Raw genomic sequence first — 12,944 nt, 5'->3', positions numbered from 1 at the left:
ATACCTGCCGTAATTCCATAACAAAAATAGGGTAGCCAAAGAATATTTTGACTATCCCCAAACTATTAAAAAACAAAATTGTCAATACATGTCCGATCCTGCCTACAGTATATGCCCATTAATTGCAACAGGCTTTCCGGTCTGGGCTGACTTCAAAGCAGCGACCGTAACCTCTTGGTTACGGTATGCATCCTGGTAATCAGAAAGAATCCTAGAAGTATCTCCAGTTCTCACCGCATGAATAAAGGCTTCATTTTCCCGCACATACGGGTCAATCGTATCCTTCCATATCGTTTTCACGCCTTCTGCACTTTTCTCTAATCCATTACGGTCGATACATAATATACCTTTGCTATGATAAAAGTCCAATCCTACTTTATTATCACCGCTTGGAAGGACACTTGTATTAGAAAGATTAGCTATTACACCATTTTCCATTTTAAGTGTCACTGTCCCGACATCAGGAACTGTTACATGATCATAAACTTGACCTACTGAGCGATTGCCATACACTGCATACACTTCTTCCACTTCTCCTGCGGTATATCTTAAAAGGTCGACCAAGTGGGTCGTCTGTTCGATAAACTGTCCGCCTGACATTGCTTGATTCCGCCACCAAGCGACCGTTGGCATGGAATCCATCCAACCGCCTGTTACCATGCCGAGAGTGCTTTCCTGCAATTCCTGCTTCAATATTCTAACTGAATCAAGGTAACGGAAGTGATAGCCGACAGATGTAATAACGGTTTGTTTTTGAAGCTTGGACAATATTTGCTGCGGGGTTTCCAAGTCTACACTAAGAGGCTTTTCAACTAAGAACGGAAGCCCTCTATCGATTAAGTGTGCCTCAATTTCTCCATGAGCAAATGGAGGCACACAAATATAGACTGCATCCAAATTCTCTCCATCGAGCATCTCAACAACATTCTCATATCCCTTTGCTTGATCAAACTGTGCTGCATACGCTTCGGCCTTCGCCTGATTTGTACCGCAAATCCGCAATACGTACTTCCTCCATCGAGCATAGAATCTTAGCATGTACACCACTGAACCAGCCTGTTCCTACTATTCCGATATTAAGCATGATTTACTTCCTCTCATTAACTAAATACAAATATACCTTTCTACATATATAAGTTTCGCTCGATTCACTATATATACCTCTTTTGAAATTGGTTCTAGAGCAAAAACAGCTTAATAAGAATACAGAACAGCGGTATCCTGTTATCGTTAGGATTCTTATCCAAAGCATATTAAGAGATTTTTTTTGCACCAGAACCAACTAATTATACGTTTGGCAATACATGCTTTATTCTAAAAAGGATAGCTCTCTAAATAAAGTTTAGTAACTTTACCATCTGTTTCTAGATAACCATTATTTAATTCAATTCGTTGTTCTCCTTTTTGCCCTACAAATGCTTTTATACGATCTTCAACTGTATTATTATTTGAAAACATATTAGCTATTCTAATGATCGTTTCAACACTTTCAGCATCCTCTTGGTCAGTTGTTAATTCAAGAAATACTGTATTTCCATTGATCCCCAACACACCCGTTATTCCTTTATTGTTTTCAAAAGAAATTCCATTTTCTTTAAAGCTTATATCGAATTTTAATTCTTCTAACAGCATGATTAAATCTTTACTCACCTTAACTAAACTAGTGTTTACTTCATCTAGCGTTTCTACATTTTTTCCGACAGCATCTTTTATTTCCTTAACAGAAGCAGTTAGTTCATCACTTATGTTAGACATTTTTTCAATTGATTCCTGTGAACAACCTGTACTTACAATAAGTACAACCCCAAAAAGTAAGAAAGAAAAAAATAATTTATACATTGATCTCGCATTGTTTTTCAGGTACATGATCTTCGCTCCTTATCGTTTAAATCTGCCTTCGCTGTTCAGTTAACTGCTTAAATACCTTATCTATTCTTTACGTAAACGAGTATCTAACCAGAAAGTACCGAACGGCAGCAGCGACGCCATAAAAGCCCAAAGTACACGCATGAAGGACCAACGGTGTCTAAACCATACAACAAGTAACATTAGGGAAAACAGTACAAACAATACGCCGTGTGCCATGCCGAAAATCTGCACAAAGATAGGAAGATCGGCAAAATACTTAAGCGGCATAGCGATAAAAAGTAAAACTAAATAAGAAACCCCTTCAATAATACCAATGTGACGCAGTAATCTAATGGATGAGTTCCGCATATGACTAAAACCCTCTTTCGTTAAAAAATTACCTTACATATGAAATGCCATATAATCATCTTAACCATTGTTCAACAATCATGTGCTTAATTTAACAGAATGCATATTAAATTTTTGAGCTATCGATACAATACTTTTATGAAAATAAGTTCTAGTAAGAAATTGATTTTACACTGTAAATCTCCCTTATACTAGATGATTTGGATTATATCTTGATCCCTGCTTTGCACACCTTCGTCAAAAATGAGCTTTGTTCTAAAACAATACGATATTTCTTTTGTCGAAACCGGGATAGACACTGGCAGCTTAAAAGTAAATGGCAGTTTATTCGATTCGTCAGAATGAATAAGCTTTGACGTCAAAATGACCGTTGTATCAATTACTTTTTCTAAACCTGCAGATTGATCAATCATAATCAAGTCACAGTCAATTCGTTTGATTTGTTGTTCAATGGTACCACCTTTAATTAAGAAATATCCGTTAATCTGTTCACCTGGCCTATACGTTTCTTTGGATAGGATAAGATCTATTTGTGCTGAACCTATTCCTAGAAGAGACATGGATTTCCTTAAGATCAATGCATTTTCCTCCCCAATTAATTTATTTGAGATTTATATAATTTTAAGCAATGCGCTTTTCAAATTGTGTCCTATCTTTCAGAAGTTCTTCCTTATTTTTCTCATTGAATTCTAAATAAATTTCTCCCTTTTCATGACATCATCCCTCCCCTCTCTTATGATCAAAATAAGAGATTTTATCTGATTTTTGATTTTACGCGATCGTTTCACTGCTATTGAATCCGTTTGATTCAATGAGAAGAGCTAGCTTAGTATATTCCTTTGCCGTAACATTGAGTACATGCTGTTTCTGCTTTTTATTTTTCCATGTGCTTACCTCTCCCCTTAGATTACCAAACAAAAAAACCTTTACCATTTTTCGGTAAAGGTTTTTTGTAAAAAAATAAAGACCTTTACCGACAGAACAGGTAAAGGTCTTGCTAACAACGTTATGTTGCCAACAAAGCCGAGAGTATAAAACTCCGAATTGACGACTTTGCTGTAAAAGCTACTCCCCTTTAGGAGAATGATTCAACTATTTTTATTAATCATAAAATAACTTTCATAAATCTGTCAATTATTATTTTTATACTTTCTATTTGTCTCTCTTTGATTTTATAAAAGGTGAAATTTATTATTTTATTGCAAAAACATAGTATAACTCCCAGTAAGTCGCTTCAGATTAATATATCCTTGGCTTTACAATATTTCCGATACCTCCATAATTCAACCTACTCGTTAATGAAGGGGCTCTCGCCTATTCTTTGATAAAAATGAACATTCTTCCTGCCCTGCATATACTTATAATGAACCCATCTTTGTTGTTGTAAGGGCCCCTGCTTCATTGGCAAATTGAATATACTCTTTTAAATCGGCATAGTCCGCAGGCAATCCTTTCTCATGAAAACAATACAAAATAGCTGCCAAAAAGGCATCTCCTGCCCCGGTTGTATCCACTGCATTTACTTGTATTCCCGAAACACATATTCTGTTTCCGCTGTGTACTGCACACGCCCCTTCTCCCCCCATCGTAATAAAAAGAAAAGGTATGTTCCATTTAGAAATTCTTCTCAGCCCTTCATCGATTGTTTTCGTTTCCGTCAAGAAAAGCAATTCATCTTCCGCCATTTTAACGATGTCAGCTTGTTTCAGAAAGGAACAAATCGTTTCCCGGCATTTTTCTTCGCTTTCCCACCGTTTTAAACGGATGTTTGTATCGAACGCTACCATAGTTTTATATTCTCTGGCATAATGTAAAGCTTGTTCTGTAGTTCTTCGTGCTGTTTCATGAAAAAGTGTCCCAGAGCCAAAGTAAAATATTTTCCCTGTTTTAAATAATTCTTTCTCCAATTCTTCTCCGGTTAGCCATTCATCAGGAGTTTGGTTTATGTATGAATGAAAATACCTGTCACCATTATCATTTAGGTGTATGTATACACAGCAAACCCTTTTTTTAGGCGTAAAGATACAATAGCCAATATCGACCTGCTCTTTTTTTAGTTCCTCCTCAACAAAAACACTGGTTTCATCCGTGCCTAGTTTACATAAATAATAAGAAGGAATCCCTAATCGCCTCGTTCTCACTGCCACGTTGACCGTAGCTCCCCCTAAAAATTGTTGATAGTTTGTATTAGTCTGATCTTGGGAGATGAAATCAACAAACGCCTCCCCTAGTGAAATGACTCCTTGCTTATCCAATATAACACCCCGTTCAGTTATTTAATCTCCATGAAACTCTGAGTATCATGCTATCACCTATTTGTTATAATAAGTATTACCCATTCAGCATTATAAACGAAGCTTCTTCTTTATCGTTTTAGTCAAGAAAGACCCTTTTCTTAATTTTGTGAAAGGCAAAACCTAGAATAGACGGGAGATGAATTGGCCTTTTGTGCAGAATGTGTTTCTTAATTATGAAAAAATTCAGGAGACATGCCGCAGCTTGAATATACTTTAATAAATTTTTAACCGTTTAGAATTATACTCTATCATTTTCACCTTAAACATCTCTTCAAGTTCTAGCTTTATGTTTTAACGGACTTAAAAAACGGAGGAATTTCTATGAATGATATAAGTAATCTTGCTTTGTTCGTAATTCTTTGCTTTGTCTTGCTTCCCATATTCATATCATATCGGCAAAATCTAGGGTTGGGAAAGGATATCCTTTTATCTTCTTTACGTGGATTTATTCAATTGCTTGTATTAGGTTTTCTTATTTCGTATATTTTTTCGTTTAATAATCCTTTTACAGTTATTACATACATTTTCTTAATGATTGTTATAGCTTCATTGAGTATTTCCAAAAAAGGGTATCATTTTAAAAAGACACTGTTCATTGTTTTCTTATCCATTGCATGTTCTGTTAGTATTCCACTTAGCTTATGTCTAATATTCGCAATTATTCCATTCGATGCCCAGCATCTTATCCCTCTTGGAGGCATGTTTTCCGGCTCTGCCATGGTCACCTGCGCTGTTGTTTTAGAGGTTATGTCAAAAAAACAGCACATGGAAGGAATCGAAATAAGAAAAAACGCAGTTAAAATTGCAATGGTGCCTACCATTGAAGCGCTAAAAACTATGGGGCTGGTTCAAATGCCAGGGACGATGACGGGAATGATTCTAGCAGGAGTTGATCCTTTTAAAGCAGTAAAATACCAAATTTTTATTGTATTTACCCTCTTAATCGTCTCGTCTTTATCAGCCATTTTAATAAGTCTTTTAAACTACAAAACTTTTTTTAAACAGTTTAGCAAAGAGAGTGTCTACCCTGAACTTACCAGAGAATCAAAATAGTTTTTTTCATATCGTTTTAATCCAGATTGTAATAAGTGTAGCTTTTATCTTGGATATACTAACCAAAGGAATGGAGGCCTGTTGAGGAATTAGCGGAAGACGGAAAAATATCTTTCCGGCCTTCTCCTTCGCCCTCACCAAATAATTGTTTCCACCACTCCGCAAAGTTATACTTTTAGATAAAAAAGTATAGTAGGCATATTCAATCCTTACTATCTTTTCTTAGTCTTAATATTTGTGTGCCCTTAATGAATTTAGGAGGCTTTATGGACAATGTTTGCAGAATTTATCCTTTACCGAAAGTCCCCCGCTTCAATGAGTACCAGCGAGTAAGCGGGGGAAGCATTCAAAATAAGACTTGCACTATCAGATTTCTTCCACAGGCAAATCAGACCATATCCTTTACTATCGCCTCTTCAAAATCTCATTCATTTTAGCTTGCGTTGCAGCATCCGCCTTCCCGGTTGCCTTCAGCTTATATTTTTGCTGAAACTTTAACACAGCCGTTTTTGTGCCATTTCCGAATATACCATCTATTTTCCCTGAATATAAACCTACTTTCCTCAAATCCTGCTGCAGCTGCACGACATTCGCTCCCCTTGATCCAACCTGTACAGCTGGATATGTTACGGCAGTAGATTTGACTGCAGCAGGCGATTTGGCAGCTGTTTGTTTCCATACGGAATCCATTTTTTCTTTCGTAAAGGTGTCATAATTCCCAGTTTGGGGAAGTTTTTGTGCTTTTTGAAATGCAAGAATAGCAGCTTGTGTTCCTTTGCCGTAAATTCCATCAATTTTCCCTTTATATAATCCTAATTTTTGTAAGCTCTGTTGTAACGCGGTAACACTGGCCCCTCGTTGTCCCATTTTAACGAGCACATCGTTTTTCCTTGGTGCTGCTTGAGGTACAGCTGGCTTTGATACGACAGGCGGTACAACTGGCGCAGCCACGGCAGGCGGTGCCGGTTTGGCTTCTGCCGGTGCTGGAGGTGGTGCTAGAGCAGGTGTTGCTTCCGGCGGAGTCAGCCTGAGCATTTGACCGATATAAATCATGTCGGATGTTAAATTGTTATAAGTCTTTAGCTGTGCTGCAGTTAACCCAAATTTCGCTCCGATTTTAGATAATGTATCTCCCGGCATGACCACATAGGAGGTTACATTCTCTTCAGCCACAGGCTTTGTATCTTCGGCCGTTCCATGTGAGGTCATCCAGGAGTGATATTGGTTCCAAACCGTAGCATCCTCCTGCCCTAAGCTCCAGCTGCCTGTGCCCTTTAGGTTATACTTATGAAGCAAATTCATCTTGGCGCTGATCGACTGTTCATTTTCAAACCATATATGATAGGTTCCGGGCTGCAGGACTTTTCCTCCGACTACTGTGGCGGGATCACCTTCTTTAATTGTGATGATCGCTTTCGGTGATTTTGACGCTTCGTCAAATACAACTTGTCCATTGTATCGTTTCACCATTTCAACTACCTTGCTATTAGAAATCCCGTAGCCGCCTGCCGCATTTCCTTCCATCCAATAGCGTCCGTAAAAAGGGATTCCAAGAACAATTTGATTAGGAGAAAGACCTTGGCTTAGCGCATACTGAATGGACTTCTCTACCCAGTCATAGCTTGCTACAGGGCCCTCTGGACTGCCCTCATAGCTTTGATCATAGGTCATAATCATGAGATAGCTTGCGTATTTCGCCAAGCTCTGATAATCATAGGAGCCGTGCCACCCTTTTGTCCAGCCGTAAGGGTTTGCCGCAACAGCAACTGATACTTCCTTTTCCTTCGGCAGCTTCTCCCGTAATAGCCGTACTAAATCTGTATAATTATCCCGATCCGCCTCTGTTACATTTTCAATGTCGACTTGCACACCATCCAAGTTGTATTTCACAATTGCATCCGCAATTTGTGAAGCTAATTGCTCCCGATTTTGCAATGCTGCGCGGCCCAGGTTTCGATCCCAATGGTTACTTAAAAAAGGTACGACCTTAATTCCTTTTTCATGCATTTGATTAATAAAATTTGGATCCAGCTGCCCTGTCAGCTTTAATGACCCATCGGCATTCAAATCAAAATAGCTTGGTGAAACTAAATCTAAGTTTCCCTGTGTTTTTTCAATTTGGGCTAAATAGCTAGCTGTGTTCCCGAAATATAAATACGACATGGTAAAGTCGGCACTATGGGCTTTGGCCTTTTGCATAGGGAACACCGAGACGAGCGTCATCCCCGCCATGACGGAAACAGTCGCAATACGCAGCGCAGGGAATTTTTCCCGAACATACTGCATTGCTTGTTTGCGAAGCTCCTCTGTTTTTGTTTTTACAAGCGTTCCCAATTCCTCTGCAAACTCTTGTGAATAATTAGGAAGAGCCTCTTCTATATATAGGATGACTTCGTATTGATCTCCCACCCTTTTCAATTCAAAATCCTGAAATATCTCCAAATGGACTGCCTCCCTTCTAGGTATTAGTATGCTGAAGAAGGGCTAGGTACTTTCCATAACAAAAAATGGAAATCACTGCAAGAAATGCTGAAGAATGCGAAGAACGCCCATTTGAGCAACGAGCGTTCCTTTGCATCCAATATAATATTTAGATATCTTCTATTGCTGCCCTAACAATATCCTTATATGTCAGCTTGTAAAATTCCTTTAAATACTCTACTTTTCCTACCTGACCGAATTGTTCCCGTACACCAATCCGTTTGATTGAAACAGGGCAATGCTCAGATAGCGTCTCAGCCACAGCGCTGCCTAACCCTCCAATGACATTGTGGTTTTCAGCCGTAATGACTCTGCCGGTTTCCTTCACGGCCCAAACAAGCAGGTCTACATCTATTGGTTTTATGGAGTACATATCAATAACAGTTGCTTCAATCCCTTCATTAGCTAGTGCTTGAGCTGCCAATAATGCCTCAGCGACCATAATACCGGAGGCAATAATCGCCACATCCTTGCCTCTTCGCAAAATCTTTCCTTTTCCATCATCAAATGTCTCGTGGGGATTATAGAGCTGTACCGCCTTCTTCCTTATCGTGCGAATATAATGAATTCCTTTACTCTGATATGCTTTCCTCAATAATGCCTGAAGCATCGTGTAATCACTTGCTTCCCATACATAAGCATGAGGAATTAATCGAACAAGGCCAAGATCTTCAAATGACATATGAGTTCCGCCGTTATGCTCCGCTGTTACACCAGAGTCGGAGCCTAGAATTTTGACATTCAAGCGGGCGTACGCACAGGAAACGAATAGTTGGTCAAAAGCACGTCTTGTGGCAAATTGGGCAAATGTATGAACAAAGGGAATATGTCCCGCAAGAGACAAGCCCGCTGCGACTCCCATCATATTCGCTTCCATAATGCCGCAATTGATAATCTGATTAGGAATGAGATTTAGTAACTTTTGTGTAGAAATTGCACTCATCAAATCGGCTTCTAAGGCTATGACACGGGGATCCTGCTTCGCTAGCTCTAAAATCGTTTCAGCATAGGCTTGCCGCATTTCTTTTTCATCTAATGTAAAGTTCCGATGCTGAATACTCATTTTTTCACCCCTTTGCTATGCACACGCCCTTCTAGCTCTTTCATGGCATTTTCAATAGCTAATACATCATTTTGATCAGGCCGAATATGGTGATTGTCTGCTTTGCTTTCTAAATAAGGTACACCTTGCCCTTTAATTGTATCTAGCACAATCGCAAGCGGGGCTTCCATCTGGCTTTTTCCCTCTAGAATGGCGCGCTCTATTTCTTCCATATTTCTCCCATCGACTCGTTTCGCCCAAAATCCAAAGGCTGCAAACTTTTCTACAAAATCCTTTGGATCGCAAATCTCCTTTGTCAAACCATCTAATTGCTTCTTATTGTCATCCACCAGCACAACGAGGCGATGCAGCTTATGATGAGCTGAAAACTGCACGGCTTCCCAGCACTGCCCTTCGTTTAACTCTCCGTCACCAACAATGCAATATGTATAGGCTTGACGGTCACATAGCTTATTCGAGAGCGCAACGCCAGCAGCAACCGAGATTCCTTGCCCTAATGATCCGGTCGTCATTTCAACTCCCGGAGTTAAGTTCCGATCAGGATGGGACGGCAGGGATGTACCGTTTTGATTTAACGTAAATAAAAGCTCTTTTTGAAAATACCCCTTTAGGGCAAGGGTGGCATATAATGCCGGTCCCCCATGCCCTTTAGAGAGGATAAATCGGTCCCGATTCTCCATATCGGGACCTGTATTCATAACCTTTCCATACAGAACAGCTAATGCTTCCACAATTGATAGGCTTCCTCCGTAATGACCGAAACCAAGATGATATAATTGCTTTAAAGTCCAAAGCCGGATTTCATCACGGAAGCGTTCTAGATCGGCAGATTGCATTATAGCTGTTCCTTAACTGATGATTTTTTGAAAAGGTTCCATACAACCGCAAGTAAAACAGCTACGATTACTGTAATAATGAGCCCAGCCGATCCTAAATATTTTGCTACATTGCCTAAGAAAATTCCAACCGCGCCAAAGTCAGAATCCGAGAAGGTAGTGTTTGCAAAGCCTAAATCTCCGAGAACAGGCAGTAAAAAGACCGGCAGGAATGTAATAAATAAGCCATTTACAAAGGCACCGATGCTTGCGCCCCGAATTCCGCCTGTCGCATTACCGAACACTCCTGCTGTTGCACCAGTAAAGAAATGAGGCACTACGCCTGGAAGGATAATAACCGCTCCAAACCATCCAAGGAGAAACATCCCAACAATGCCGCCGAGGAAGCTGCAGAAGAACCCAATGATAACCGCATTTGGAGCGTACGGGAAAACGATTGGACAATCTAAAGCCGGCTTGGCATTTGGAACAATCTTCGTTGAAATTCCTTTAAAAGCAGGAACGATTTCAGCTAAAACAAGACGAACGCCGGAAAGGATAATGAAAACACCCGCGGCAAAGGTAACCGCTTGGATAACAGAGAAAACAAGGAAATGAGTGCCGCCGCTTAGCTTACCTTCAATATAGCTTTGACCTGCAAATAAAGCCACGATGACATAGATGACCGTCATTGTTACAGAAATACTCACTGAGCTATCGCGAAGAAATCCTAATCCCTTTGGAAAACCAATTTTTTCTGTCGAACGGGAATTTTTACCTACCCATTTTCCAATGAGTCCGGAAAGAGCATACCCAAGCGTACTAAAATGACCAAACCCAACTTGATCATTTCCAATAATTTTCCGCATAAAAGGCTGTGCAATTGCGGGGAAGATTGCCATGACGAGCCCTAACGCTAAAGACCCAATCACAATTAAAGTTGCTCCATTCAAACCAGCAACAGCTAAGATAACGGCAATCATGCAGGCCATGTACAATGTGTGATGGCCGGTTAAGAAAATATATTTAAGAGGAGTAAAGCGGGCAATGAGGATATTCGCAAACATTCCAAAAAACATAATAAGAGCTGTGGTGGATCCAAATTTCGTAAGAGCCATCGCAACGATCGCTTCATTATTCGGCACAACACCATTTACATGAAATGCATGCTGGAACATGAGTCCGAACGGCTGTAAGGCGCCTACTAAAATGCCAGCACCCGCAGCAATCACAATAAAGCCAAGAAATGACTTTGTCGTCCCTTTAATGATGTCGCTGGCTGACTTTTTCTGAACTACCAAACCGATAAAAGAAATGAGGGAAATTAATACCGCTGGCTGACTGAGAACATCCATAATAAACTTCAAAAGCGCATTCCCCATGATGTATTCACTCCTTTTCAAGTATGCCTAACTCGCTGAGCTTCTCCTGCAGCTTTAATCTCAATTCCTCTAAATCTATAATACTGTTCAAAACGACCTTTGGCTCAAGGTGGCTTGCCCCTTCCGCAATATCCTTTCCCATTACGAAAAAATCAGCTTGATCGGGAGCAGCTGAACTGAGGTCTGAATGCTCTACCTCCACTCCGGAAACGCCGAGTTCCTTTAAAATATCTTCAATATTCATCTCCAGCATAAAGCTGCTCCCTAAGCCGGAGCCGCATACCGCTAAAATCTTCATTATAAGCCCCCTTATTACCTGGAATATTTCTCAATTAAAGAGAGAATCTCTTCATGTCTTTTCATTGTTTGTAATGCTTGCAAAGCGGACGGGTTGCTAAGCAGTCTCGTGAGCTGAGCTAAAGCCTTTAGATGAGAGGCTGCATCTACTGCCGCAAGACAAATGATTAATTCAACCTTATGTTCCTCTTTATCTAAGAAATACGTAGGCTGCTCTAGCTTAAGTAAACTCATACCGACCCGATGAGCTCCTTGTTCAGGACGAGCGTGAGGAATGGCAATACCCGGTCCAATAATGACATAAGGTCCAAATGCTTCAATATTTTGGATCATCGCGTGGATATAATCCACCGATATATGCTGCTCCTTGAGAAGAGGAGCTGCTGCTTTGTGAATCGCTTCCTTCCATCCGAGCTCTTCCTCGCTAAACTGAATCATTCTTTCTGTAAGAAGCTCCTTTAGCACTAGACCTCCCCCCTATCTTGCATCCCGTTACAAAAAGCGAGCATCACCTCCCTGATGCAATTCTCTTCTACATGGATCTGTACTCCCTTTGGGACGAATCCTAACTTGGTCCCTTACAAGCATCTTATGTTAAAACGCTTACATTTAGGATACATTTGTTTAGAATGGACTGAATTTTAGTCCTATTCATAGTCTTAAAATAATGTAGATTCTACCTGAAAAATAAGCCAACTTAGCTCCCTTCACTCCACTTTACAAAATATTGCAAAAAGAAATTGAGGAATTCATGAACATATGGTAACAAGAAAAACAGGTGGTACCGGGAATCCGTAAAAGATTCTCGGTACCACCTGTTTTTCTTTGGCACAGATTTCCTTGCAAACTATTATGAAAGTAAACAGCACATAGAAACTACTAAGTTAACAACCTTCCCTAAACCCGATAAGTCTTATTACTGATCCAAAGGCATGCCCTTCTTGCTCCATCTTCCTGACCAATGTAAGATATTCAACGCAATAACACAGCCGAATGACACCATACACCAGAAACAAACCGCATGAATCCAGAAGAACTCTGCATAAGTCAAATACGCTGAAAAGATTAGTCCTGCAATAAGAAGAATTCCAAGCATGGCCTGGGCTGTCTTATCAGAGAAAAATGGAGGCTTAAACAATAAGCCAAGCACAGCCAAATAGTACAAAATCCCTATAAAGGAAACTGGCATAGGACCAATTTGTGCATATTCGCTGCTGTTAACCGTTTGACAGTCTCCCGCTGGGCAGACGAATTCCCCTGCCTTCTTGGCAAAGTAAAGATAAACCGAGACGGCCCACCCGATGCCCGCAGCCGCTTGGCTAAACAATCTCGCCATCCC

General features: G+C 40.2%; 13 protein-coding genes and 1 pseudogene. 1 reads left to right on the top strand and 13 read right to left on the bottom strand.

Features of this window, described 5'->3' with window-relative positions:
- Nucleotides 1-102 precede the first annotated feature (102 nt).
- The 5 genes from AC6HZ4_RS10470 to AC6HZ4_RS10450 all read right to left on the bottom strand — a co-directional run bounded on the left by AC6HZ4_RS10470 (nucleotide 103) and on the right by AC6HZ4_RS10450 (nucleotide 4,472).
- Complete coding sequence (locus AC6HZ4_RS10470; RefSeq protein ID WP_497494922.1) at nucleotides 103-1,002, bottom strand: Gfo/Idh/MocA family protein; 900 nt, start codon at nucleotides 1,000-1,002, stop codon at nucleotides 103-105.
- Nucleotides 1,003-1,314: 312 nt separating this feature from the next.
- Entirely contained in the window at nucleotides 1,315-1,866 is a 552-nt protein-coding gene (locus AC6HZ4_RS10465; RefSeq protein WP_497494920.1) for a hypothetical protein, read from the bottom strand.
- A gap of 63 nt (nucleotides 1,867-1,929) precedes the next feature.
- Nucleotides 1,930-2,217 carry a DUF3817 domain-containing protein gene (locus AC6HZ4_RS10460; RefSeq protein WP_497494919.1) on the bottom strand — a complete coding sequence of 96 codons (288 nt, stop codon included), beginning with the start codon at nucleotides 2,215-2,217 and terminating at the stop codon, nucleotides 1,930-1,932.
- Between the two features lie 191 nt (nucleotides 2,218-2,408).
- Nucleotides 2,409-2,795 (bottom strand): sporulation protein, encoded by a 387-nt coding sequence (locus tag AC6HZ4_RS10455; RefSeq protein ID WP_497494918.1) that lies wholly within the window; start codon nucleotides 2,793-2,795, stop codon nucleotides 2,409-2,411.
- A gap of 780 nt (nucleotides 2,796-3,575) precedes the next feature.
- Complete coding sequence (locus AC6HZ4_RS10450; RefSeq protein WP_497494917.1) at nucleotides 3,576-4,472, bottom strand: carbohydrate kinase family protein; 897 nt, start codon at nucleotides 4,470-4,472, stop codon at nucleotides 3,576-3,578.
- A 363-nt stretch (nucleotides 4,473-4,835) separates the two neighbouring features.
- On the opposite strand from AC6HZ4_RS10450, the gene AC6HZ4_RS10445 reads away from it, so the two are divergent.
- Nucleotides 4,836-5,567 (top strand): ABC transporter permease, encoded by a 732-nt coding sequence (locus AC6HZ4_RS10445; protein WP_497494915.1) that lies wholly within the window; start codon nucleotides 4,836-4,838, stop codon nucleotides 5,565-5,567.
- A gap of 61 nt (nucleotides 5,568-5,628) precedes the next feature.
- Here AC6HZ4_RS10445 and AC6HZ4_RS10440 read toward each other — a convergent pair.
- From AC6HZ4_RS10440 to AC6HZ4_RS10405, 8 genes and pseudogenes are all read right to left on the bottom strand, one after another.
- Nucleotides 5,629-5,733, bottom strand: a pseudogene (locus AC6HZ4_RS10440) (hypothetical protein); the annotation flags it as partial.
- 239 nt (nucleotides 5,734-5,972) lie between these two features.
- Nucleotides 5,973-8,009, bottom strand: coding sequence for a peptidoglycan-binding protein (locus AC6HZ4_RS10435; RefSeq protein WP_497494914.1), 2,037 nt, complete (start codon nucleotides 8,007-8,009; stop codon nucleotides 5,973-5,975).
- A gap of 148 nt (nucleotides 8,010-8,157) precedes the next feature.
- A complete protein-coding gene (locus AC6HZ4_RS10430) occupies nucleotides 8,158-9,111 on the bottom strand; it encodes a transketolase family protein (RefSeq protein ID WP_497494913.1) in 954 nt (317 codons plus the stop codon).
- Entirely contained in the window at nucleotides 9,108-9,947 is an 840-nt protein-coding gene (locus AC6HZ4_RS10425; protein ID WP_497494911.1) for a transketolase, read from the bottom strand. The genes AC6HZ4_RS10430 and AC6HZ4_RS10425 overlap by 4 nt, the downstream gene beginning before the upstream one ends.
- On the bottom strand, nucleotides 9,947-11,308 hold the full coding sequence (gene ulaA / locus AC6HZ4_RS10420) for a PTS ascorbate transporter subunit IIC (protein ID WP_497494910.1): 1,362 nt from the start codon (nucleotides 11,306-11,308) through the stop codon (nucleotides 9,947-9,949). The genes AC6HZ4_RS10425 and ulaA overlap by 1 nt, the downstream gene beginning before the upstream one ends.
- A gap of 7 nt (nucleotides 11,309-11,315) precedes the next feature.
- Nucleotides 11,316-11,606: a PTS sugar transporter subunit IIB gene (locus AC6HZ4_RS10415; RefSeq protein WP_497494909.1), complete on the bottom strand. Its 291-nt coding sequence runs from the start codon at nucleotides 11,604-11,606 to the stop codon at nucleotides 11,316-11,318.
- 14 nt (nucleotides 11,607-11,620) lie between these two features.
- Complete coding sequence (locus AC6HZ4_RS10410; RefSeq protein ID WP_497494908.1) at nucleotides 11,621-12,070, bottom strand: PTS sugar transporter subunit IIA; 450 nt, start codon at nucleotides 12,068-12,070, stop codon at nucleotides 11,621-11,623.
- 451 nt (nucleotides 12,071-12,521) lie between these two features.
- Nucleotides 12,522-12,941, bottom strand: coding sequence for a vitamin K epoxide reductase family protein (locus AC6HZ4_RS10405; protein WP_497494907.1), 420 nt, complete (start codon nucleotides 12,939-12,941; stop codon nucleotides 12,522-12,524).
- Between the last annotated feature and the right edge of the window lie 3 nt (nucleotides 12,942-12,944).

Source organism: Ectobacillus sp. OTK, assembly GCF_059698935.1.
Note: the sequence above shows the minus strand (reverse complement) of the source record. Positions and strands in the feature narration are given on the sequence as shown.